The organism is Variovorax sp. YR266 (genome assembly GCF_900107295.1).
In the GTDB taxonomy this organism is placed as follows: domain Bacteria; phylum Pseudomonadota; class Gammaproteobacteria; order Burkholderiales; family Burkholderiaceae_C; genus Variovorax.
Genome location: NZ_FNPM01000006.1, coordinates 99,323 through 121,382, shown reverse-complemented (window position 1 = coordinate 121,382; position 22,060 = coordinate 99,323). Strand labels below are relative to the sequence as shown.

Annotated in this window: 19 protein-coding genes and 1 riboswitch; of the genes, 4 read left to right on the top strand and 15 right to left on the bottom strand. The window is 67.9% G+C overall.

Annotated elements, in window-relative coordinates:
* Complete coding sequence (locus BLW48_RS17160) at window positions 1–483, top strand: SET domain-containing protein (RefSeq protein ID WP_093052567.1); 483 nt, start codon at window positions 1–3, stop codon at window positions 481–483.
* A 29-nt stretch (window positions 484–512) separates the two neighbouring features.
* Here BLW48_RS17160 and BLW48_RS17155 read toward each other — a convergent pair whose 3' ends face one another.
* The 9 genes from BLW48_RS17155 to BLW48_RS17115 form a co-directional block, all read right to left on the bottom strand.
* Entirely contained in the window at window positions 513–848 is a 336-nt protein-coding gene (locus tag BLW48_RS17155) for a DUF1090 family protein (protein ID WP_093080326.1), read from the bottom strand.
* Window positions 849–892: 44 nt separating this feature from the next.
* Complete coding sequence (locus BLW48_RS17150; protein WP_256330796.1) at window positions 893–1,411, bottom strand: vWA domain-containing protein; 519 nt, start codon at window positions 1,409–1,411, stop codon at window positions 893–895.
* Between the two features lie 119 nt (window positions 1,412–1,530).
* Window positions 1,531–2,595: a magnesium chelatase ATPase subunit I gene (locus BLW48_RS17145; RefSeq protein ID WP_093176524.1), complete on the bottom strand. Its 1,065-nt coding sequence runs from the start codon at window positions 2,593–2,595 to the stop codon at window positions 1,531–1,533.
* Window positions 2,592–6,410: a cobaltochelatase subunit CobN gene (gene cobN, locus BLW48_RS17140; protein ID WP_093176522.1), complete on the bottom strand. Its 3,819-nt coding sequence runs from the start codon at window positions 6,408–6,410 to the stop codon at window positions 2,592–2,594. Before cobN ends, BLW48_RS17145 begins: the two co-directional genes overlap by 4 nt.
* Window positions 6,411–6,422: 12 nt before the next feature.
* Window positions 6,423–7,490 (bottom strand): cobalamin biosynthesis protein CobW, encoded by a 1,068-nt coding sequence (gene cobW, locus BLW48_RS17135; protein ID WP_093176521.1) that lies wholly within the window; start codon window positions 7,488–7,490, stop codon window positions 6,423–6,425.
* A gap of 82 nt (window positions 7,491–7,572) precedes the next feature.
* Window positions 7,573–8,250: an energy-coupling factor ABC transporter permease gene (locus BLW48_RS17130; protein WP_093176519.1), complete on the bottom strand. Its 678-nt coding sequence runs from the start codon at window positions 8,248–8,250 to the stop codon at window positions 7,573–7,575.
* A 46-nt stretch (window positions 8,251–8,296) separates the two neighbouring features.
* A complete protein-coding gene (locus tag BLW48_RS17125) occupies window positions 8,297–9,826 on the bottom strand; it encodes a PepSY domain-containing protein (protein ID WP_093176518.1) in 1,530 nt (509 codons plus the stop codon).
* A gap of 11 nt (window positions 9,827–9,837) precedes the next feature.
* The gene (locus tag BLW48_RS17120; RefSeq protein WP_093176516.1) at window positions 9,838–12,021 is read right to left on the bottom strand and encodes a TonB-dependent receptor; all 2,184 of its coding nucleotides are present in this window, start codon (window positions 12,019–12,021) and stop codon (window positions 9,838–9,840) included.
* A 131-nt stretch (window positions 12,022–12,152) separates the two neighbouring features.
* Window positions 12,153–12,452: riboswitch (cobalamin riboswitch) on the bottom strand.
* A 78-nt stretch (window positions 12,453–12,530) separates the two neighbouring features.
* Window positions 12,531–12,752, bottom strand: coding sequence for a hypothetical protein (locus tag BLW48_RS17115; RefSeq protein ID WP_093052594.1), 222 nt, complete (start codon window positions 12,750–12,752; stop codon window positions 12,531–12,533).
* Between the two features lie 163 nt (window positions 12,753–12,915).
* Here BLW48_RS17115 and BLW48_RS17110 point away from each other — a divergent pair, with 163 nt between their 5' ends.
* The gene (locus BLW48_RS17110) at window positions 12,916–13,320 is read left to right on the top strand and encodes a hypothetical protein (RefSeq protein ID WP_093052597.1); all 405 of its coding nucleotides are present in this window, start codon (window positions 12,916–12,918) and stop codon (window positions 13,318–13,320) included.
* 23 nt (window positions 13,321–13,343) lie between these two features.
* Here the strand turns inward: BLW48_RS17110 and ybaL are convergent, their stop codons facing one another.
* The 3 genes from ybaL to phbB all read right to left on the bottom strand — a co-directional run bounded on the left by ybaL (window position 13,344) and on the right by phbB (window position 17,595).
* Complete coding sequence (gene ybaL / locus BLW48_RS17105) at window positions 13,344–15,053, bottom strand: cation:proton antiporter domain-containing protein (protein WP_093052600.1); 1,710 nt, start codon at window positions 15,051–15,053, stop codon at window positions 13,344–13,346.
* 334 nt (window positions 15,054–15,387) lie between these two features.
* Window positions 15,388–16,731 carry a dicarboxylate/amino acid:cation symporter gene (locus BLW48_RS17100; protein WP_093176514.1) on the bottom strand — a complete coding sequence of 448 codons (1,344 nt, stop codon included), beginning with the start codon at window positions 16,729–16,731 and terminating at the stop codon, window positions 15,388–15,390.
* A gap of 126 nt (window positions 16,732–16,857) precedes the next feature.
* Window positions 16,858–17,595, bottom strand: a complete 738-nt coding sequence (phbB, locus tag BLW48_RS17095; RefSeq protein WP_093052606.1) for an acetoacetyl-CoA reductase — start codon at window positions 17,593–17,595, stop codon at window positions 16,858–16,860.
* A 204-nt stretch (window positions 17,596–17,799) separates the two neighbouring features.
* Here phbB and BLW48_RS17090 point away from each other — a divergent pair, with 204 nt between their 5' ends.
* Window positions 17,800–18,447: a DJ-1/PfpI family protein gene (locus tag BLW48_RS17090; RefSeq protein WP_093080302.1), complete on the top strand. Its 648-nt coding sequence runs from the start codon at window positions 17,800–17,802 to the stop codon at window positions 18,445–18,447.
* Entirely contained in the window at window positions 18,444–18,965 is a 522-nt protein-coding gene (locus tag BLW48_RS17085) for a CinA family protein (protein ID WP_093176513.1), read from the top strand. The genes BLW48_RS17090 and BLW48_RS17085 overlap by 4 nt, the downstream gene beginning before the upstream one ends.
* 4 nt (window positions 18,966–18,969) lie before the next feature.
* Here BLW48_RS17085 and BLW48_RS17080 read toward each other — a convergent pair whose 3' ends face one another.
* From BLW48_RS17080 to BLW48_RS17070, 3 genes are read right to left on the bottom strand one after another with little or no spacing between them, the layout of a single operon-like run.
* Window positions 18,970–19,989, bottom strand: coding sequence for a tripartite tricarboxylate transporter substrate-binding protein (locus BLW48_RS17080; protein ID WP_093176511.1), 1,020 nt, complete (start codon window positions 19,987–19,989; stop codon window positions 18,970–18,972).
* 31 nt (window positions 19,990–20,020) lie between these two features.
* The gene (locus BLW48_RS17075; protein ID WP_093176510.1) at window positions 20,021–20,875 is read right to left on the bottom strand and encodes an HpcH/HpaI aldolase/citrate lyase family protein; all 855 of its coding nucleotides are present in this window, start codon (window positions 20,873–20,875) and stop codon (window positions 20,021–20,023) included.
* Complete coding sequence (locus BLW48_RS17070) at window positions 20,872–22,053, bottom strand: CaiB/BaiF CoA transferase family protein (RefSeq protein ID WP_093176508.1); 1,182 nt, start codon at window positions 22,051–22,053, stop codon at window positions 20,872–20,874. Before BLW48_RS17070 ends, BLW48_RS17075 begins: the two co-directional genes overlap by 4 nt.
* Window positions 22,054–22,060: the final 7 nt, after the last annotated feature.

The window sequence follows — 22,060 nt, the reverse complement described above, 5'->3', positions numbered from 1 at the left end:
ATGAAGCATCGCAAGCAAACCTCGTCCACCCCTTTCGTCCGGGTGGGCCCCAGCGGCGTGCACGGCCTCGGCGCCTTTGCCACGCGCGACCTGCCGGCCGAAGCCTTTCTCGGCCTGTACGAAGGCCGCCGCTACACCAAGGCCGAAATCGCCACCAAGGTCTGGGACGACCAGCTCACCTACCTGTTCACGCTGACGAACCACGAGACCATCGACGGCTCCAAGGGCGGCAACGCCACGCGCCACCTGAATCACTCGTGCGAGCCGAACTGCGAAGCGGTGGAGGAATACGACGAGGGCGGCGAACTGGTGCTCAAGTTCCAGACGCTGGTGGCGGTGGACGCGGGCGACGAGTTGTTCATCGACTACTCGCTGACGGCGGACGACGGCTCACCGCCGTCGAAGTACCCCTGCCATTGCGGCTCGCCGGGCTGTCGGGGGACGATGCTGGCGCCTGAAGAAACCGAGACGCCCGCCCCGTAAGCGACCCGTCGTCCGAGGCGGCGCTGCCGTCAGGGCGACTCGTTCTTCAGCTTGCGCAGTTGCTCCTCGGTGCGATCGAGTTCCAGGCGAAGCGCCCGGGCTTCCTGCTCCAGCCTGTCGATGCGGGCTGCGCGGCTCTCGGCCGGCGGCGCAGTCTTGCTGCAACGCAGCTGCAGCGCGCTCAATGCCTCGGCAAGCTCTCGCCGCCGCAACATCTGGCCCCGGGAACGCGCAAGATCGATGTCGCGCTCGAGCAATGCCTCCTCCGCCTGGCAAGTCGCGCCATCCGGCGGCACCGCGGGTTGTGCGAAAGCAGGCAGCGTCACGCTCAACGCAAGGGCCAGGAAGCAGGTTTTGACGCTCATGCCGCACGGTAACGCAACGGCGGTGCAAAAACCGCCGATCAGCCCTACACGATGAGGTAGCGCGCGTCCCATTGCGCGGCGAGCTGCTTGGCGCGATGCAGCGGCATTCGTGCCGCCTCGAAATCGACCACGCACGCAACATCGGCGGTCTCGGGCCGCGCGGGGCTTTCGCTGCTGCGGCCGTCGGTCAGCAGCCACAGCCAGCGCTGCCGCGTTTCGCTCTTCGCGAGCAACTGGCCGGCACGCTGCACGCCCAGCGCTAGCGGCGTGCCGCCACCGGCGGCAATAGGCGCGATCCAGTCGTCGTTCCAGGCGCTGGCGCGGCGTGGCGGCAGACGCAGCTCGACCACCTCGCCGGCAAAGCACAGCAGCGCGACGTGGTCGCGGCGCTGGTAGGCCTCTTGTATCAGCGCGAGCAGCAGGCCCTTGGCGCGTGCGAGGTTGCCGTCGTTGCGCATCGAGGCCGAGCAGTCGAGCAGGAAGCAATGGAGCGCGCCGCTGCGCGCTTCTTGCGGGCGATGGCGCAGGTGCCCGGCGCGCAGCCGGTCGGCGCCGCGTGCCACGAGGGTGCGCGGCCAGTCGAAGGCCGCGCCCTGCGGCGAGCGGCCCTGCCATGCGTCCCTTTGCGAACCCTGCCTCCGGTCACCCTGGCGTGCGCCAGCGGGTGCGGCGTCCCGGAGGCTCAGGCTTTTTTTGGGGCGGCCTGCGTGCGGTCGATCAGCGGGCGCAGCGGCTTCACGCGCTCGATGCCGACGGGTTCAGGGGGCATGGCGCCCCAGTCTTCGTCGCCTGCGCTGTTTGCTTCGTCCTTGCCGTTGATCGTTCCATCGGGCTTTGCGACTCGAGGCATCGGGGCCGGCGCCGCAGCCTCGGCTTCAGGCTTGCGCCGATGCAGCAGCACGGCCTCTGCCACGCGCTGCACGTGGTCGGTGGTGATGGCAGCCGAGCCCTCCCATGCTGCAAGTGCCCGAGCCGAGCGCAGCATCACGAGATCGGCTCGCAATCCATCGACGCCGGCCTCGATACACAGCGCACCGACCGCCTCGTGCACCGCATCGCCGTACGGCAGCGCCGCTGCATCTGCCACGAGCGCCCGCGCGCGAACCAGCGCAGCAGCCAGTTCGGCCTCTTCCTGTGCGTGCTTCGCACGAAAGCCCTGCGGATCGGCATCGAAGGCCAGCCGCGCGCGCACGATGGCCTGCCGCTCCGCCGCGTCCCCGATGTTGCGCAGTTGCACGCACAGGCCGAAGCGGTCGAGCAGTTGCGGGCGCAGCGTGCCCTCTTCCGGGTTCATGGTGCCGACCAGCACGAAGCGCGCGGCGTGCCGATGCGAGATTCCGTCGCGCTCCACCACGTTGACGCCGCTGGCCGCCGCGTCGAGCAGCGAGTCGATCAGCGCATCGGGCAGCAGGTTGATTTCGTCCACGTACAGCACGCCGCCATGCGCGCGCGCCAGCAGGCCGGGCGCGAACTTGAGCTCATGGCCGGCCAGCGCCTGCCCGAGGTCCAGCGTACCGACGAGGCTTTCGAGGCTCGCGCCCAGCGGCAGCGTGACGAAGGGGGCACCCGGCAACAGCTCGGCCAGCGCACGGGCAGCCGTGGTCTTGGCAGTGCCGCGCGGCCCTTCGATCAGCACACCACCCAGGCCGGGATCGACAGCAGCCAGCAGCAGCGCCTGGCGCAGGTGCGGCTGGCCCGCTATCGCGGCAAAGGGAAAAGGCACCGGCATCGGGGCGGCAGTGGTCATCGCAGGCTTCCTTCCATCTGCTGCTCGTGGTCGAGCAGCAGGTTTTCCAATTGGTTCTTGTAGTTGCCGGGCGACTGCCACAGGCCGCGCTGCATGGCTTCGAGCAGGCGGCTGAGCATGTCGTGCAGCGCGCGCGGATTGTGTTCGCTCACGAAGTCACGCGTGGCTTCGTCGAGCACATAGGCGTCGGCCACCATCGCGTACTGGTGGTCGCCGACCACGCGCGCGGTGGCATCGAAGCCGAACAGGTAGTCGACCGTCGCGGCCATCTCGAAGGCGCCCTTGTAGCCATGCCGCTTCACGCCGTCGATCCACTTCGGATTGACCACGCGCGAGCGGATGACGCGGCTGATTTCTTCCTTCAGCGTGCGCACGCGCGGCGCCTGCGGGTTGCCATGGTCGCCGTGGTACATCGCCGGCTGCCGGCCGCTCAAATGGCGCACGGCGGCGACCATGCCGCCCTGGAACTGGTAGTAGTCGTTGGAGTCCAGCAGGTCGTGCTCGCGGCTGTCTTGGTTCTGCATGACGACGTTCATGGCGCGCAGGCGGCGCACCAGCGCGTCGGCGGCGGGCACGCCGTCGCTGCCCTGGCCGTAGGCGTGGGCGCTGCCGCCGACGTAGGCCTTCGACAGGTCGTCGTCGGTCTGCCAGTCGCCATGGTCGAACAGCGGTTGCAGGCCCGAGCCGTAGCTGCCGGGCGCGGAGCCGAACACGCGCCAACCGGCCTGCTGGCGCGCTTCTTCCGGAGAAGCACCTTGCGCCTCCAGCGCGGCGGCCTCACGGAGGATGCGTGCGCGAATCGGGTTGCGCTCGGCGTCTTCGTCTTCCTGTGCGGCGACGGCCTGCACGGCCGCATCGAACATCTGCACGGCGTTGGGAAAGGCGTCGCGGAAGAAGCCGGAGATGCGCAGCGTGACGTCGATGCGCGGACGGCCGATGCCGACCGTGGGCAGCACCTCGAAGTCGACCACGCGCTGGCTGCCCGGTGCCCACTTGGGCCGCACGCCGATGAGCGCGAAGGCCTGCGCCAGATCGTCGCCGCCGGTGCGCATGGTGGCCGTGCCCCAGACCGACAGGCCCATGGCCACCGGATAGTCGCCGTGCTCCTGCATGTGCCGCTCGACCAATTGCGCGGCTGACTTGAGGCCGAGCATCCAGGCGGTGGGAGTGGGAATGGCGCGCGTATCGACAGCGTAAAAGTTGCGGCCGGTAGGCAGCACGTCGGGCCGGCCGCGCGAAGGCGAACCGCTCGGGCCCGGCGGCACAAAGCGGCCCTGCAGGGCGCGGGAGAGTTGCAGCAGCTCTTGCGCACCGCAGGCATCGAGCGCGGGCGCCAGGCTGTGTGCGATGCGGCCCATCACGGCGGCAGTCTTCGGAAGCTCGGGCGGGCATGCGCCCTCTTCCAGCAGGCGCTGCGCCAGCAGTTCCAGCCGCTCGCGCGTGTCGCCCTGATGCCGCCACGCTTCAGTGCTCACCGATTGCAGCAGCGCGGGGCGCGCGCCCTGCCACGGCCGGGCCGCGTCGATGTCGAGCGGGTCGAAGGCATCGCCCGCCAGCAGGTCTTGCGACAGCGCGCCGAGCAGCCCGGCATTCGCGCCCGCACCATCGGCAGCCGGATAGCGTGCCAGCGCCAGCAACGTGTCGCGCCGCAACCTCTCGCGCGGCGATGCGCCGAACACATGCAGCCCGTCGCGGATCTGCGTTTCCTTCAGCTCGCACAGGTAGGCATCCACGCGTGCGAGCACCGCATCGTCTTCCGCGCCGGGCATGCCCAGTTCCTCGACCAGATGCTGCGCCCGCACCGCCGCGAGGATCTGCGCGCGCAGCACCTTGGCGCGGCGCGCATCGACCAGCAGTGCGTCGTAGTACTCGTCGACCTGCCGTTCCAGGTCCTGCATCGGGCCGTGGTTCTCGGCGCGCGTGAGCGGCGGCATCAGGTGGTCGACGATGACCGCCTGCGTACGCCGCTTGGCCTGCGCACCCTCGCCCGGGTCGTTGACGATGAACGGGTACACGTTGGGCAGCGGTCCGAGGATGGCGTCGGGCCAGCAAGTCTGCGACAGCGCGATGCTCTTGCCCGGCAGCCATTCGAGGTTGCCGTGCTTGCCGACATGCACCACCGCGTCGATGGCGAAGGCCTCGCGCAGCCAGAAATAGAAAGCGAGATAGCTGTGCGGCGGCACCAGCTCCGCGTCGTGATAGCTCGCGTAGTCGGCTGCACCCAGCGTGCCCAGTGCGCGCGCAGGCTGGATGCCGACAAACACGCGGCCCTGCCGCAGGCCGGCAATCATGAAGCGGCTGTTTCGCACCATCGGGTCTTGTTCGGGCGGCCCCCAATGCGCGTCGATGGCCGCCGCCATGCCATCGGGCAGCTTCGCCAGGCATGCGCGGTACTCGGCCAGCCCGTAGCTCTGCCACGCTGGCCGCGCTGCCCATTGCGCGGGATCGTTTGCGATGCCTTCCTGCAGCTTGCGCATCAGCGCATCGCCATCGGCGGGCATTGCGCCGGGCTCACCCAGCGCATAACCCTCGGCCGCCATCGCGCGCAGGATCGCCATCACCGAGGCAGGCGTGTCGAGCCCCACGCCGCTGCCGATGCGCCCCTCGCTGCCCGGGTAGTTCGCGAGGATCAGCGCGATGCGCTTGTCGCCGGCACGCAGGCTGCGCAGCCGGCACCAGCGGCGCGCCAGTTCGGCGACGAAAGCTATGCGATCGGGCTCGGGCTGGTAGTTCACCACCTCGGTCTGCGTAAGTTCGCAGCGGTGCGACAGGCCCTTGAAACTCACGGCGCGCGTGATGATGCGGCCGTCCATCTCGGGCAGCGCGATCTGCATGGCAATGTCGCGCGGGCGCAGGCCCTGGCTGTCGGCCAGCCAGTCTTCGCGGTTGCCGCCGCTCACGATCACCTGCAGCACGGGTGCGTCGCCGGCCAGCGCGATGCCTTCGCCCTCTTCGTTCTGCGCGCCCTGCCCCAACGCGGCGAAAGCCGTGGTGTTGAGCATGAGCTGCACGTCATGGTCGGTGCACAGCTCGCGCAGTGTGGACAGGCACAGCGGGTCTTTGAGCGAATCGAGCGCAACCGGCAGCGGGTTCAGCCCTTCTGCGCTCAATGCGGCGGCGAGCGCATCGAAAGCCACCGTGTTGCCCGACAGCAGATGCGAGCGATAGAACACCAGCGCCACCACCGGCGCGCCCGCATGCCACCCGGCGCGCAAATCGTCGATGCCGGCCACGGTGTGCGCAGCGTCAATGCCGCGCGGCACATGCAGCGCAACCTGCGGCAGGCTGCGCGGCGGCAGCGGCGCTTCGCCGTGGCCCAGCCCATGGAAGGCCACCGCGCGCAAAAACTGCATCGCATTGCCCGCCCCGCCGCTGCGCATGTACTGCCAGAGCTGGCGGCTCACCGCGCGCGGCGCCGTGCTGCGCGCAAGCAGGTCTTCGTCTTCCTGCAAGTCGCCGGAGAACATGGCGAGCTGCTGGCCCTTGCGCTTCGCGAGCTTTTCGAGCTGCTGGAGCCCGTAGGCCCAGGCCGATTCCGCACCCAGGTGATCGACCACCACCACGCGCGCATGCTGCAGCACTTCGTCGATGTACAGGTCGAGCGACGCAGGCTGGCGCAGGTGCATCAGGTTGGCCAGCCGCAGCGACGGATAGCCAGGGTCGGTGACCGCCAGCGCCGTGCGCGCCGCCGCGAGCAGCGCCAGCGTGGTGTCGGCCGAGCTGAGCACCACGATGTCGCCCGGCGTCTGGTCGAGCCGGGTGACGACGCTGTCGTCTTCGACGAAGCGTCCGGGCTGGGTGCTCAGCAGATGCATGCGTTCAGGCCGTCAGGCTGCGACCGCGCTCACCTCTTCCAGCGCCTTGCGCAGCACCGCCTCGTCGAGGTCTTCACCGATGAACACGAGCCGCGTGCGCTGCGCCTCGCCATCGCGCCAGCGGCGGTCGAAGTGATGGTCGAAGCGGCGGCCCACGCCCTGCACCAGCAGGCGCATCGGCTTGCCCGGAATGGCGACGAAGCCCTTCACACGGTAGATGGTGTGCTGCTCGACCAGCTTGCCCAGCACAGCGAGCAGGCCGTCGCGATCCACGGGCGGCAACTCGATCACGAGCGAGTCGAACTCGTCGTGGTCGTGGTCTTCCTCGTGGTCGTGGTGGCTTTCGCGCAGGTGGATGGTGGCCTCGGCCGCGCGGCCCTGCCCCAGCAGCAGCGCGAGCGGCAGCCGGCCTTCGGTGGCAGCCACGATCTTGACTTCGGGCGGCAGCTCTTCGCGCACCAGCGCCTCGACCTTCGCTCGCGCGGCGTCGTCCATCAGGTCGGTCTTGTTGAGCACCACGAGGTCGGCGGCCGAGAGCTGGTCTTCGAACAGCTCGTGCAGCGGCGACTCGTGGTCGAGGTTGGGGTCGGCGCGGCGGGCTTCGTCGACAGCCTCGGGGTTCTCGGCGAACTGGCCCGAGGCGGCGGCCGGGCCGTCGACCACCGTGACCACGGAATCCACGGTGAAGATGTTGGCGATGTCCGGCCACTGGAAGGCCTGCACCAGCGGCTTGGGCAGCGCGAGGCCTGAGGTTTCGATGATCACCGCATCGATATCGCCGCGGCGCTCGGCCAGTTGCAACATCACGGGCAGGAATTCTTCCTGCACGGTGCAGCAGACGCAGCCGTTGGCCAGCTCGTACAGCGCGCCTTCGCGCTCGTTGCCCTCGTCGTCGCAGCCGATGCCGCAGCCACGAAGAATCTCGCCGTCGATGCCGAGTTCGCCGAACTCATTGACGATCACCGCGATGCGGCGGCCTTCGGCATTGCCGAGGATGTGGCGCAGCAGCGTGGTCTTGCCGCTGCCGAGGAAGCCCGTGACGATGGTGACGGGGATCTTGGCGTTGCTTGCTTGTGTCATGGGATATGTTCTTTCAGGCGCGCAAGCGCCCGTGCCGCTCCCCGAGGCAGCACCTCGTGAGCGCGGCGATGCATTGGTTGAATCAGATGGCGCTGTACAGGCGGCGCTCGACGAAGGCCGTGCCCTGCAGACGACGCCAGGCCTTTGCGGCGGCCAACACACCCAGGTCGACCAGCGGCTCGACAAGCACGACCGTCATGTAGGCAGCGCCGAAGCTGGCGATCTGGCTCAGGTTCTCGAGCCCGGTGCCGCGTCCGTAGAGCGCCCAGAAGCCGACCCAGACCACAATGCCGCCCTGGTAGGCCACCGACAGCTTGAATGCTTGTTGGTAGCTGATGTCCACGTAGGCCAGGTTCTGGGGAATGATCCGCCGTGCCAGCGCGGCCGTTGCGAACAAGGGCACCAGCAAGGTGGTGACGTTCATGCCGAACTGCGGCACATCCTGCGGTTCGAAGAACAGGCCCTGGATGAGCAACCCGCCCGCCAGGCCAATGGCCGCAGGCGCCAGGCCGAACACCAGCAGCAGGGTCGTGCCCAGAATCAGGTGCACCTCGGACACGCCCACCGGGTGATGCGGCAACACCTCGAAGAAGCAGAACACCAGCGCAATGGCAATGGCCGAGCGCAGCGCCAGGGCGGCAAGGCCGTCCTTCACGGCCGTATCGAAGGCCACCTTGCCTGTGTAGGCGAGAGCAGCTGCCGCCGTGGCGTAGCTGAGGAAGATCTTGGATCCGTCGACGAGACCTGGTTCGATGTGCATCGAGCACCTCCTGAAATGCACCGCAGTGCGAAAGTTGATTGTTGGTTCATGGGCCTGCTTGCGCAAGCCCCTTCGATATGGCCAATGGTCGAGGCTTGCGCCGCAGCCGTCGCCAGCCGATCACGACGCCGCTGGCCGAGGCCACGGTGCCGACGATGGAAAGCAGCCACGCCACGAGGTCCCAGGCCGGCCGGTACTGGATGAGCCAGGGAAAGTCGAGGCTGTGCGCCGCATTGAAGAGCCAGCGTCGCAGCCTCGAATTGCTGTCGTTGCTGCCGGCGACCTGCCCGCTGGCCGGGTCGATGTAGATCCAGCTGTGCGCGGGATCGTCGAACTGCAGCCGCCACACGGGCACGGTGCGCTCGCGGTGGTGGCCGTACCAGTGGAAGTCTTCGCGGGTCTGCAGCGTGGCCTGGGTGATGGCGCCGGGCCGCAGGCGGGCGGCGGCGCGCAGGATGTCGCTCTTGCCGATGACGGCGGGGCTGCCGGTGGCCGCATCGACCACCCGCACGCGCGCCTTCGCGTCGCGCAGCTGCAGCAGCGGCTTGCCGTCGAACCACAGCAGCACGGCCTCGCGCGGGGCAGCCTCGCCCTCGCCTGACGGCAACACCGCTGGCGGCCAGGGGAACGGCGACTTACCGGCACCCGTGTAGCGCGCCATCGCAGCCGCGTCGCCCGGCCCGCGCTGGAACCAGCCATTGGGGTTCATCGACAGCCAGCCGCTGATGATCCACGTCAGCACGAAGAAGCCGCCGATCAGCCCCGCGATGTGGTGCCAGGCCATCCATCCGTTGTACGGCGTGACCGCGCCATTGCGGAACCTGCGCCGCAGGCGCACCCGCAGGATGCCGATGACGATGCCCGTCACGGCCGAGACGATGCATGCCGCCGACAGCCACACCACCACGTCGTGCCACAGCGGCGGATCGGCGCGCAGTGGCGTGAAGTAGATCCAGTGCGGCACGGAGCCCAGCCAGTTCCAGAAGCGCTCCGAGCGTGTGGTGTCGCGCACCACTTCGCCGTTGCGCGAAGACACGTACAGCTCCGTGCCGGCCGCGTCGCCGACTTCGATGCGGTGCAGCGGGCGCAGCGGGTTCAGGCCCTGCGGCACGGTCCACTGGTCGCGCTCCAGTGTCTCGGCCCAATGCGCACTCGCATGGCCCGAGAAGGCCCGTGCGATGGTTTCGGCCTGCGCGGCATCGACCGGGCCGGGCACATGGCCGTCGCGCGCCGAGACCGTGTGCCGGCCTCCGCTCGCATCGACGATGCGCCATACGGGCTCGGCGTTGATGCCGCCCTGCATCTCCAGCACCATGCGCCGCGGCTGCACGCGGGCCGCCTGCGGCAGCGCGTCGAGTGCAGCGGTTGGCGACACCGCCGCCTGCTCGAAACGCAGCGGCGCCAGCCCCGCAAGCCGCTCTTCGTCCGTGAGGTTGGGATATCCCACGTACATCATCACGACGCCCGAGACGAACCACATGACGAACAGCAGGCAGCCGCCAATGCCCAGCCACCGGTGCGTCCAGTAGAGCCAGTGCCGGATGATCGGCCAGGCGCGGCGCCATGCGGAAGTCATGGGAGCGCCGCTCAGAAGTTGACCAGAGCCGACAGCTCGAACGAACGCGGGCGGCCCAGCAACCACTGGTTGCCGCCGTTCGAGAACGACACCGCGTAGCGGCGGTCGGCCAGGTTGTAGGCGCGCAGCGCAAGCTTCAGCGAAGGATTCGCCTGCCAGCTCACGCCCGCATCGGCCACCGTGTAGGAGCCGATCTTGCGCGAGTTGGCCGTATCGACCTGGCGTGGTCCGACGTAGCGCACGCCGAAATCGGCCTCCCACTGCGGCAGGAAGCGCCAGTTGAGCCAGAGATTCGCGGCCTCTTCGGGCACGCCAGTGGGCGTGTTGCCCGCGCGCGAGACGAGGCGCCCGCTGACGACTTCGTTGAAGTCGTCATAGCGCGCGCGCAGCTTGGCCACGTTGGCTTCGAGCCGCAGCGTCGAGGTGAGCGCCAGGTCGAGCGTGGCCTCGATGCCTTCGGACGACTGCTTGCCGATCTGCTGGGTGATGGTCGGATCGGTCGCGTCGCGCGAGAGCAGCTTGGTCTTCTCGATGCGATAGGCCGCCACGGTCCAGGCGCCGCGGTTGTCGGCCAGCTGGCGCTTGTAGCCAACCTCGACCTGCCGGCCGGTGCTGAGCTCGAACGGCACCTGCGTGGCCGAGGTGGAGATGAGCGAGGTCAGCGGGTCGGCCGCGCGCGCCACCTGCGCATAGAACGACTGCGACACATCGGGCGCATACACCACGCCGAGGCGGCCGGTGGCGTACTCGAAGGTCTTGCCGAGGTTGTTGGCTGCGTTCTGCAGGTCGGTGCGCGCCACCTTGGCATGGTCCCAGCGCAGGCTGCCCACCACCGACCACTGCTCGTTGAAGGCCAGCTTGTCTTCGGTGAAGAAGGCGTAGGTGTCGGTCTTGGTCCGGTAGCGCGGCGTGTAGGCCACCGGCGACACGTAGTAGCCGGGATTGAAGTTGAACGGGTCGACCACCGAACGACCGCCGTAGGGCGTGTCGCTCGAATTCAGGAAGTTGATGTGATTCGCGTCGAAGCCCACCAGCACCTGGTTGGCCAGGCCGAACAGGCTGTGCTTGAAGGTCGCGTCGGTGCGGTTGCCGATCTGCTCCTGGTCGTGGCCGATTTCCAGGTAGTCGCCGCGCGTCACGCGCCGCGTGGTGGCGTTGTAGGTGTAGGTCTCGCTGTCGCGCCAGTGGCGCTTGCTCTCCAGCCGGTAGAGCTGGTTGCGCACGGTGACGGCGCTGTTGGGCGTCCACTGGGCGTCGAGCCGGGTCCACTTGTCGCGGTACTTGATTTCCGAATCGTCGACGTTGTAGTTCTGGCGCAGCGTCTGGCTGCTCAGGCGGCCGTCGATCAGCGGCACGCCGAAGTAGCGCTGCGGCGACTGCCGGCCCTCGTCGTGCGACAGCGTGAACTGCAGTTGCGGCGACACGTCGAGCCGCACGGCCGCGCCCACGGCCAGGCTCTCGGCCTGCCCGCGCTGCATGAAGCCGTCGGTCTGGCGGTGGCTGATGTCGAAGCGGTAGGAGAGCTTGTCGTTGATCGCCCCGCCGCTGCCAAAGGCCACCTGGCGGGTGGCGTCGGAGCCCATCGTGACCAGCGCCTCGTTCTGGATCGGGCCGCGCGTGGGCTTCTTGGGTACCACGTTGATGGCGCCGCCGATGGCGCCCTCGCCGTACATCACCGAGGCCGCGCCGCGCAGCACCTCGATGCGGTCGACGGACCAGGTGTCGAACGGGAAGGTGACGGTGCCCGCACCTGCGTAGAGGCGCGTGCCGTCGAAGAGCTGCATCACCGAGCCGTGGCTCGAGAAACCGCGCGCCACCATCGCGGTGCCGCCATTGCCGGGGCCGGGCGTGCCGGTGATGCCAGTGGCGCGGGTGGCGGCATCGATCACCGAGACGTCGCCGCGTGCGCGGATGGTGTCGCCCGTCAGCACCTCGATGCTGGCCGGCGTTTCCAGCGGCGTGAGGCCGAGGCGGCTGCCGGTGTGCGAGGGCTCGTCGATGGCTAGCGGGGTATGCCGTTCGGCCTCGACCTGCACCGGCTTGAGGGTCTGGCCCGCATTCGCCACTTCACCCGACGACTGCGCGAAGACCGCGGAAGGCCCGAAAACCAGCCCCAGACCCAGTGAAAGACCCGAAAGGCGCGTCCAACGCAGCGGCGCACCCGTGCGATCGCGCGCTGGCGATGCATGACCCATGTGACTTCTCCTCCGGCCTGCGTCCCCGCAGGCTCCTGACCGATAGAGGACGCGGCGGAAGAGGCGAAGGGACTGCGACGGTACGCGCGAGCGCGAAGCGGTGGCAGGCCCGGACACGCACTCCCGCAGCGTCCGAAGGCGGTTGCGAAGGCCGGTATCCGGGCTTGCGGAGCGCCGCGGCGTGCCAATCAATCAATGAATGGATGCACACCGCGGCCGAAACCCTCGCCTTCCCACGCCGAAGCGCAGTGGCTGCCCGTGCCGTCTGGGAGGCATGAGCGTGAGGGTTTCCAGATCCGCTGACCGTTGCGGGGGCAGCGCAGGAGTTGCAGCGTCAATCAATCAAGAATGAACGACGCGGCGCACCTGCTTCCCGTTTAACCCCGTGGCCATGAGATGGCGTGCGGGGCACCTTCGAACCGTGTTGCCTGGCGGGATTAATAAGAATTAACGCACCAGAACGGCGGGATTATAGGGAGAGGCCTTCCGCCGAAGGCCTCTGATCGGCCTCAGGCAGGCCTTCCGTCGGGTCCGAACAGCCGCCGCATCACGGCCACGCCCGCCACCAGCGCGTTCGAATAGGTGGCATAGGGATCGTGGGCGGCCTCCAGCGGCACATAGACGTGGGAGGTCTCGCCAGGCGTGTCGTCGACCGCCTCCATCAGCACCCAATAGAACTCGCCCGCCTCCAGTTCATGGACGGTGAGCGCGATGTTTCTCGATGAGGGCATGGAGGTAAGAGTGGCTGACAAGGTTGTCGGTTCTTTTTTGAATGGGCGGGGTACGCACGCGGTTGACAGTGCTTTCGGGTTTCTCCTACAGAGCCCGGTGCCGGTGCGACCTAATGTTGTAGTCAGGGACCTTTCAGAAGCCTTTCCAAGAACAGGAGGCAGCATGAAGCATTTCACTCTTGAACCGGGCATGCGATCGAGCATCGGCGGGGCCTTTTATCCGACCGGCTACTCGATGGTGATGTTTCCGAGTGCGGAAGACGCCGACCGCATCGGCCACCGCCTGATCGAAAAAGGCATGAGTGGCGACGAGGTCTATCTGCTGCCCGCGCAAACGGTGCTGGCCGAAATCGCCCCGACCGCGAAGACATCCGACAACCCCCTGCCCTCCGCCGGCACCGACGCCGCGACGGTACGCGCCTATACCGAGTTGGCGCGCGACGGCCACACGGGCCTGCTGGTGAGGACAAGAGACGGCGCTGCCGCCGAACGCCTGATGGAACTGGTGCGCACCGTGCCCTATTCCATCGCCCAGCGCTACCGCACGCTGGTCATCGAAGACCTCTGAGAAGAAGAGGAAAGCGGGCGTCGTCAAGCCGGCACGGCCATCGACACGGCGCGCTGGACTACATCACGGGCCATGGCCTGGGCGAGTTCGTGCTCGCCGAGGAACACGGTGGCAGAGGTTTCCTGCGTGAGCAGCCGGGCCTCCTGCTCGTTGTGGCTGCGGATCACGGTCTGGATGGTGGGGTTGAGCGTGCGCGCCGTCTCCATCATCTGGCGCACGTTCATGGCGTCGGGCGTGGCCACCACCAGCACGCGGGCGCGCGCGATGTGCGCCTGGATCAGCACCGCCGGGTCGGCCGCGTCGCCCCACACGGCCGGCGTGCCGGCCTCGCGCAGCTTTTCGACAAGCTCGCGGTTCTGCTCGGCCACCACGTAGGGAATGTCGTGCGCGTCGAGTTCGGCCGCAATGCGGCGCCCCACGCGGCCGTAGCCCACCAGCACCACTTGCCGCGAGAGGTACTTGGCCTCGGTGGTCATGGGCAGTTCGGCCAGCGGGTCGTCGCGCGATTCGAGCCCGCGCGCGAAGGACGAACGGGCATGGAGCCACTTCTGCATCGGCCCTATCAGGCTGAACCACAACGGGTTGGTGGCAATGGAAATCAGCGCACCCGCCAGCACCAGGCTCTGGCCCTCCACCGGCAGCAGGCCCAGCGACACGCCCAGCCCGGCCAGGATGAACGAGAACTCGCCGATCTGCGCCAGGCTGGCGCTCACCGTGAGCGCCGTGCCCAGCGGGTAGCGGAACACCAGCACCAGCGCGCAGGCCGCAAGCGACTTGCCCAGCACGATGACCAGCACCACCGCCAACACCTGCAGCGGCCGCTCGATCAGCACCGACGGGTCGAACAGCATGCCGACCGACACGAAGAACAGCACCGCGAAGGCGTCGCGCAACGGCAGCGACTCTTGCGCGGCGCGGTGGGCGAACTGCGACTCGCGCATCACCATGCCGGCGAAGAAGGCGCCCAGCGCAAACGACACGCCGAACAGCGCCGCCGAGGCAAAAGCGATGCTCACGGCCGCGGCCACCACGCACAGCGTGAACAGCTCGCGCGAGCCGGTCCGCGTGACCTGCCAGAGGATCCACGGGAACACGCGCCGCCCCACCACCAGCATCAACGCCACGAAGCCGCCGACCTGCAGCAGCGTGAGGCCTAGCGTCTGCCACAGCGGATCGGCCGGCCCGGCCTGCTGCGCACCCTGCCCGCCCAGCGTGCCCGCCAGCGGCGGCAACAGCACGAGCACCAGCACCATCGCCAGGTCTTCGACCACGAGCCAGCCGACGGCGATGCGGCCCGTAAATGAATCGAGGATGCCCAGGCTTTCGAGCGCGCGCAGCAGCACGACCGTGCTCGCCACCGACAGCGCGAGCCCGAACACCAGTGCCGCGCCTGGGCTCCAGCCCCACCAAAGGGCCAGCCCACCGCCGAGCAGCGTGGCCACGCCGATCTGCGCGATCGCGCCGGGCAGTGCGATCTTGCGTACGGCAAGCAGGTCGTCGAGGGAAAAATGGAGGCCCACGCCGAACATCAGCAGCATGACGCCGATTTCGGCAAGCTGGGCGGCGATTTCCGCGTCGGCCACGAAGCCCGGTGTGAACGGGCCAATGATCACGCCCGCCAACAGGTAGCCGACCAGCGCGGGCAGCCGCAGCTTGGCTGCCAGGAATCCGAACACCAGCGCCAGCCCCAAGCCGGCGGCAATCGTGTTGATGAGGGAAACGCTGTGGGGCATCGCTCCATTTTGCAGGAACGATGTCTGCCCTTTTATTTCACACGGCCATATCGTCTGGGGCGCTCTTGTTCGGGATGCGTGCGAATGACACCGGGTGCTCCCCTCCGCGAATGTCCCCCGCCTTCGGCTCCTCCTTTATTTCGCTGCGGGGAGCACCCGGTGCCATTCGCACATTGACGCGGCTGTAGTGCCGGCCGATCAACCGCTGCGTCCATCGATCATGTCGATGGTGTGCTCTGCGCAGCGAAATAAAGGAGGAGGCCGAAGGCCGGGGGACATTCGCGGAGCAGAGCACGCCGTCGGCGTGATCGCGCCCCGAACCATGCCCTTCGTCCTAGCCAACCATCTTGCTGGTACGAGCGGCATCCAACGTCTCAGGCTCTTGCGCCTCTACCCAAGTCTCGTTGTTGAGCCCCGCCTGCAGCCGCGTTTCGTCGAGCTCGTTGGTCCACTTGGCGACCACGATGGTGGCTACGCCGTTGCCGATCAGGTTGGTGAGCGCGCGAGCCTCCGACATGAAGCGGTCGATGCCCAGGATGAGCGCGAGCCCCGCCACCGGCACGTGGCCCACCGCCGACAGCGTGGCCGCCAGCACGATGAAGCCGCTGCCGGTAACGCCCGCAGCGCCCTTCGAAGTGAGCAGCAGCACGGCCAGCAGCGTGATCTCCTGCGTGAGCGTCATCGGCGTGTTGGTCGCCTGCGCGATGAACACCGCCGCCATCGTCAGGTAGATCGAGGTGCCGTCGAGGTTGAACGAATAGCCCGTGGGAATCACGAGGCCGACGCAGGTCTTGTTCGCGCCCAGGTTCTCCATCTTCTCCATCATGCGCGGCAGCACCGATTCGCTCGACGAGGTGCCCAGCACGATCAGCAGTTCTTCCTTGATGTACTTGATGAACTTCCAGATGCTGAAGCCGTGGAACCTTGCAATGAGCCCCAGCACCACGAAGATGAACAGCAGGCAGGTCAGGTAGAACGTGCCCATCAGCTTGCCGAGCGAGAACAGGCTGCCCAGGCCGTACTTGCCGATGGTGAATGCCATCGCGCCGAAGGCACCGATGGGTGCCAGCTTCATGATGTAGTTGACGATGCCGAAGAGCACGTGCGAGCCCTTCTCGATCACGTCGAACACCAGCGTGCCGCGGCCGCCGAAGCGGTGCAGCGCAAAGCCGAACAGCACAGCGATCAGCAGCACCTGCAGGATCTCGCCCTTGGCGAACGCGTCGACGAGCGTGTTGGGGATGATGTTCAGGATGAAGTCGACCGTGCCGGTCATCTTGCCGGGGCCGGTGTAGGAGGCGATCGACTTGGTGTCGAGAGTGGCCGGGTCGACGTTCATGCCCGCACCGGGCTTGAGCACGTTGACCAGCACCAGCCCGACGATGAGCGCGATGCTGCTGACGACCTCGAAGTACAGCAGCGCCAGGCCGCCGGTCTTGCCGACCTTCTTCATGTCTTCCATGCCGGCGATGCCCACCACCACCGTGCAGAAGATGATCGGCGCGATGATCATCTTGATCAGCTTGATGAAGCCGTCGCCCAGCGGCTTCATCGCCTCGCCGGCCGCGGGATAGAAGTGGCCGAGCAGCACGCCGATGATCACCGCGGTGATCACCTGCACGTAGAGCGAACGGTAGAGCGGGAGCTTTCTGGCGGGTGTGCTTGTTGTGTTTTCCATTTTTGCCTCCGGAGGGTTGGACACTGTAGGACGCGTGTTGGCGGCTTTCTATCCGTGGAACCCGCATCGATCAAATGAAAAAACCCGCCGAAGCGGGTTTTGTCGATCAGGTGCAGGTCAGCATGCTTAATGCATGTGCAGGCCGCCGTTGACCGAGAAGTCGGCCCCGGTGCTGTAGCCGCCTTCGTCGGTGGCGAGCCACGCGATGATCGAGGCGATTTCACTCGGCTCGCCCAGGCGCTTGACCGGGATGGTGGCCACGATCTTGTCGAGCACTTCCTGGCGGATGGCCTTGACCATGTCGGTGCCGATGTAGCCCGGGCTCACGGTGTTGACCGTCACGCCCTTGTTGGCCAGCTCCTGCGCCAGCGCCATGGTGAAGCCGTGCATGCCGGCCTTGGCCGCCGAGTAGTTGGTCTGGCCCGCCTGGCCCTTGGCGCCATTGACCGAGCTGATGTTGATGATGCGGCCCCAGCCCTTTTCGACCATGTCGCCCACCACCTGCTTGGTGACGTTGAACATGCTGTTGAGGTTGGTCTCGATCACTGCGCTCCAGTCTTCGGGCGTCATCTTCAGGAACATGCGGTCCCGCGTGATGCCGGCGTTGTTGACCAGCACATCGATGGCGCCATGCGCTGCCTTGGCGGCAGAGAAGGCCTCGACAGTGGATTGCCAGTCGCCGACATTGCCGACCGACGCGTGGAACTCGAAGCCTTCGGCTTTCTGTTCGGCCAGCCACTTGGCGTAGTCGCGCGTGGGGCCGCAACCGGCGATCACGGTGAACCCGTCCTTGTGCAGACGCTGGCAGATGGCTGTTCCGATGCCACCCATGCCCCCGGTGACATATGCAACTTTCTTGCTCATAAGATTTCCTTTGTGTACGTAGCAAAAGCCTGAACGGCCGCCTTCACTCTAGCGAGTTTCAAGCCTGCGTCCTCTGAGGAAAACACTGAGCCAAGCTTGCAACCAGCTGTCACGAAGAGCGGCCTTCGTGCCCAGCCTCTATCCTCGCACTGTCTGTTCTTGTGCAAGCCCGTGCAAGCGGCAACACCCAAGGAGTTCGAAAGTATGAATTTCGGGATCATCGTCTTCCCCGACGTCGAGGAACTCGACTTCGTCGGCCCTTGGGAAATGCTCACCATGTGGAGCAAGCTGGCCGCCGGTCCCGAGCACTGCCTGATCGTGGCCGAAAAGCGCGAACCGGTGGTCTGCGCCAAGGGCCTGTCCATCAACCCGCACGTGTCCTTTGCCGATTGCCCGCCTCTCGACTGCCTGCTCGTGCCCGGCGGCATGGGCACGCGCCGCGAGGTCGACAACCCCGCCATGACGCGCTTCCTGGCCGACCAGGCACCGGGCTGCCAGACGCTGATGTCGGTGTGCACCGGCGCTTTCGTGCTGCACGCGGCCGGGCTGCTCTCGGGCAAGACCGCGACCACGCACTGGGGATCGCTGGACCGCCTGCGCGCGCTGGGCGACGTGAAGGTGGTCGAGCAGCGCTTCGTGCGTGACGGCAATGTCTGGACGTCGGCGGGGGTATCGGCCGGTACCGACCTCATGCTGGCCTTCATCGCCCACACCGCGGGCGAGGAAGCCGCGGCCCGGGTGCAACTGCAGGCCGAGTACTACCCGGCGGACACGATCTACGGAGACACGGCGAGCCATGAGCGCGCGCCGGCGTACGTGAAACGGCCCGGCTCCCGTTTCCAGGCGCCATGACCGCACCCTCGCTTCCCGAACCGCTACCGGTGCTCGCCGCGCGTATCGGCGAAACGCTGCGCGCACGGGGCCAGACGGTCTCGGTCGTCGAGTCTTCCGCAGGCGGCCTCGTGTCGGCTGCGCTGCTCGCCATTCCGGGCGCGTCGGCCTACTTCCGCGGCGGCGCCGTCGTCTATTCGCGGCGCGCTGGCCGGGCGCTGCTGGGCCTGACCGCGGAAGACATGACCGGCATGCGCGGCGAAACCGAGCCCTACGCCCTGCTCGTCGCCGGCCGGATGCGCGACACCCACCACACCACCTGGGGCATCGCCGAAAGCGGCGCGGCCGGCCCGTCAGGCAGCCCGTACGGCGATGCCCCGGGGCACGTGTGCATCGCCGTGGTCGGCGCGGTGACGGTGAGCCGCACCATCGAGACCGGCGACAGCGACCGGCCGGCGAACATGGATGTGTTCGCGCGGCACCTGCTCGCGCTGTTCGACGAGACGCTGCGGGGGCAGCCGGAGCCGCCGCCCGCCTGAACAATCAATCCGCCTGGACACCCGCGGCGCGGATCACCTTGCCCCACTTCGCAACCTCTGCCGCGAGGTGCGTACGCAGGCTTTCCGGCGTCTGCTTGTCCAGCGGCACGATTTCCGAGCTGAGTTCGGCAAGCCGGTGCTTGACCATGTCGTCCTGCAGCGCGGCGCGCAAGGCGACGTTGAGCTTCTCGATCACGGCGGGCGGCGTGCCCTTGGGCGCATACATGCCGTGCCACACCCGCACGTCGAAGCCCTTGAGGCCCTGCTCGTCCAGCGTCGGGATGCTGGGCATGCTCGACAGGCGCTGCGGCGTGGTCACTCCGAACACCTTCACGCGGTTGCCGTCCTTGATGACCGGCGCGGTCTGCGTGGTCTGGTCGCACAGCAAATCAACCTGCCCGCCCATGAGATCGTTGAGCGCCGGGCCGGCGCCCTTGTACGGCACCGTCGTCAGCTGCACGCCGATCTGGTTCATGAACAGCAGGCCGCACAGCTGCGACACCGCGCCCACGCCCGCATTGGCCAGCGTGACCTTGTCCTTGTTGGCCTTCACGTAGGCCAGCAGTTCCTGGTAGTTGTTGGCCGGGAAGTCCTTGCGCGACAGCAGCGTCATCGGCACGTCCAGCACCTGGCCGATGTACTCGAAGTCTTTCAGCGGGTCGTAGTTGAGCTTCTTGTAGAGCGCGGGCGCGGTGGCCATGCCCATGTGGTGGATGAGGATGGTGTAGCCGTTCGGCGCCGCCCTGGCCACCCGCGTGGGTGCGATGGTGCCGCCCGCGCCCACGGTGTTCTCGACGATCACGGTCTGGCCCAGCGACTTGCCCATGGGAATGGCCAGCATGCGCGCCACCACGTCGGTCGGGCCGCCGGCGGAGTACGGCACGACCATGGTGATGGGCTTGTCGGGCCACGCGGCTTGCGCGATGGCGGGCGACTGCAGGGCGAACAGGCAGGCGCCGGCCGAGGCCGCGAGCAGGGTCTTGAATTTCCAGGTCTTCGTTTTCGTCGTCTTTGTTGCTGTCACTTCTTTGTCTCCTATGGTTATGGGTGTTCTGTCAGGGCGCCGGCTGGTCTTCGAGCGCCAGCAGGCGTTCGGCCAGGCGCACCACGGGCGCGTCGACCATCCGCCCGTCGAGGCTGACCACGCCGCCGCCCGACGCTCGAATGGCGTCGACCACGCGACGGGCCCACGCCAGTTCGTCGGCGCTGGGGCCGAGCGCGGCATGCACCGGCGAAACCTGATCGGGGTGAATGCACAGCTTGGCGCCGAAGCCGCCGCGCCGGGCGCGTGCGGTGTCGGTGGCCAGCCGCTGGGCGTCGCGCCAGTCTGGCGTCACGCCGTCGATGGGCGCGGGCAGGTTGGCGCGGCGCGAGGCCAGCAGCAATGCGAGTCGCACCGGCACGAGTTCGGCTTCGTCCGCGTCGCAGGCCAGACCGATATCGGCCTGGAAATCGAGATTGCCGAACGCGAGCCGCAGCACCTGCGGGCCGGCCGCGATTTCATCGACTGCCGCCAGGCCCGCGGCCGATTCGATCAGCGGCACCAGCACGCCCCGTGGACCGACGGCCCCGGCCAGCCGGGACAGATCGGCCGCACGCTCCGCCTTGGGTAGCACGACGCCCGCAATCAGGCCTTGCGCTACCAGCGCGCCGACCTGCGCGCAGTCATCGTCATGCCATGGCGTGCCGGCGGCATTGACGCGGACCAGCAGGCGTTGCCGGTCGGTGACGGGCAACGCGGCGAACGAGGTGGCGAGCGCCTCGCGCGCCGCCGCCTTGCGTTCGGGCGCCACCGCATCCTCCAGATCGACGATCACGCCGCCCGCCCCGGTGGCCAGCGCGCGCGCATGGCGCTCGGGCCGGTCGGCAGGCACGAAGAGAAAGGCGCGTGCCAGGGCGAGCGCGCTCACACCGCCCTCGCCTCGCGCAGCGCCGCAATGTCCGCCTCGCTGCGCCCGAGGCCGCGCAGGATCGCCTCGGTGTGCTCACCGACCGCCGGAATCGGGTCCATGCGGTAGTCGAACGCACTCTGCCGACCAGCCGGCAGCAAGGCCGGAATGTCGCCCGCCGGCGAACCCACCTGCCGCCAGCGCTCGCGCGCCTGCAACTGTGGATGCGCCCACAGGCCGGCCATGTCGTTCATTCGGGCGTTGGCGATCTGCGCCGTGTCGAGCCGCTCCAGCACCTGTGCCGTGCTCAGCGCGCCGAAGGTCTCGACGATGATCGCGCGCAGGGCCTCGCGGTTTTCATTGCGCCGTGCGTTGCTGTCGAAGCGGGCATCGGTTGCGAGCCCTGCCTGCAGCAGCACCTTCTCGCAGAAGGTGCGCCACTCGCGCTCGTTCTGCAGGCCCAGCATCACGGTGCCGCCATCGCCGGCGGGGAACGGCCCGTAGGGATAGATGGTCGCGTGCGAAGCGGCGCTGCGCGGCGGCGGCGGCGCGCCTTCGTAGGCGTAGTACATCGGGTAACCCATCCACTCCGCGAGCGATTCGAGCATCGACACATCGATGTGCGAGCCCTTGCCGGTCTTGCCGCGCTGGAGCAGCGCCGCGAGGATGCCGGTGTATGCGTACATGCCCGCCGCAATGTCTGCGATGGAATTGCCGGACTTGCACGGATCGTCCGGCGTGCCCGTGACCGACAGAAAGCCCGCCTCGCTCTGGATCAGCAGGTCGTAGGCCTTCTTGTCGCGGTACGGCCCGTCTTCGCCGTAGCCCGAGATATCGCAGACGATGAGCCGCGGGTGCTTCGCCTGCAGCACCTGCGCACCGAGCCCCATGCGCGCGGCGGCGCCGGGCGCGAGGTTCTGCACCAGCACGTCGGCATCGGCCACCAGCTCCTGCAGCACGGCGAGCGCGGCGGGTTGCTTCAGGTCCAGCGTGAGGCTTTCCTTCGAGCGGTTCACCCACACGAAGTGCGAGGCCTCGCCGTGCACCCGGGCGTCGTAGGCCCGCGCGAAGTCGCCCACCTCGGGGCGCTCCACCTTGATGACGCGCGCGCCGAGGTCGGCCAGCTGGCGGGTGCAGAACGGCGCGGCAATCGCGTGCTCGAGCGAGATGACGGTGATGCCGTCCAGGGGTCTTGTCATGTGTCGG

What these genes read in the sequence shown, in the direction of transcription:
- BLW48_RS17160 (WP_093052567.1), top strand. Translation starts at nt 1, where the DNA reads ATGAAGCATCGCAAGCAAACCTCGTCCACCCCTTTCGTCCGGGTGGGC.
- BLW48_RS17155 (WP_093080326.1), bottom strand. Translation starts at nt 848, where the DNA reads ATGAGCGTCAAAACCTGCTTCCTGGCCCTTGCGTTGAGCGTGACGCTG.
- BLW48_RS17145 (WP_093176524.1), bottom strand. Translation starts at nt 2,595, where the DNA reads ATGACCACTGCCGCCCCGATGCCGGTGCCTTTTCCCTTTGCCGCGATA.
- cobN (WP_093176522.1), bottom strand. Translation starts at nt 6,410, where the DNA reads ATGCATCTGCTGAGCACCCAGCCCGGACGCTTCGTCGAAGACGACAGC.
- cobW (WP_093176521.1), bottom strand. Translation starts at nt 7,490, where the DNA reads ATGACACAAGCAAGCAACGCCAAGATCCCCGTCACCATCGTCACGGGC.
- BLW48_RS17130 (WP_093176519.1), bottom strand. Translation starts at nt 8,250, where the DNA reads ATGCACATCGAACCAGGTCTCGTCGACGGATCCAAGATCTTCCTCAGC.
- BLW48_RS17125 (WP_093176518.1), bottom strand. Translation starts at nt 9,826, where the DNA reads ATGACTTCCGCATGGCGCCGCGCCTGGCCGATCATCCGGCACTGGCTC.
- BLW48_RS17120 (WP_093176516.1), bottom strand. Translation starts at nt 12,021, where the DNA reads ATGGGTCATGCATCGCCAGCGCGCGATCGCACGGGTGCGCCGCTGCGT.
- BLW48_RS17115 (WP_093052594.1), bottom strand. Translation starts at nt 12,752, where the DNA reads ATGCCCTCATCGAGAAACATCGCGCTCACCGTCCATGAACTGGAGGCG.
- BLW48_RS17110 (WP_093052597.1), top strand. Translation starts at nt 12,916, where the DNA reads ATGAAGCATTTCACTCTTGAACCGGGCATGCGATCGAGCATCGGCGGG.
- ybaL (WP_093052600.1), bottom strand. Translation starts at nt 15,053, where the DNA reads ATGCCCCACAGCGTTTCCCTCATCAACACGATTGCCGCCGGCTTGGGG.
- BLW48_RS17100 (WP_093176514.1), bottom strand. Translation starts at nt 16,731, where the DNA reads ATGGAAAACACAACAAGCACACCCGCCAGAAAGCTCCCGCTCTACCGT.
- phbB (WP_093052606.1), bottom strand. Translation starts at nt 17,595, where the DNA reads ATGAGCAAGAAAGTTGCATATGTCACCGGGGGCATGGGTGGCATCGGA.
- BLW48_RS17090 (WP_093080302.1), top strand. Translation starts at nt 17,800, where the DNA reads ATGAATTTCGGGATCATCGTCTTCCCCGACGTCGAGGAACTCGACTTC.
- BLW48_RS17085 (WP_093176513.1), top strand. Translation starts at nt 18,444, where the DNA reads ATGACCGCACCCTCGCTTCCCGAACCGCTACCGGTGCTCGCCGCGCGT.
- BLW48_RS17070 (WP_093176508.1), bottom strand. Translation starts at nt 22,053, where the DNA reads ATGACAAGACCCCTGGACGGCATCACCGTCATCTCGCTCGAGCACGCG.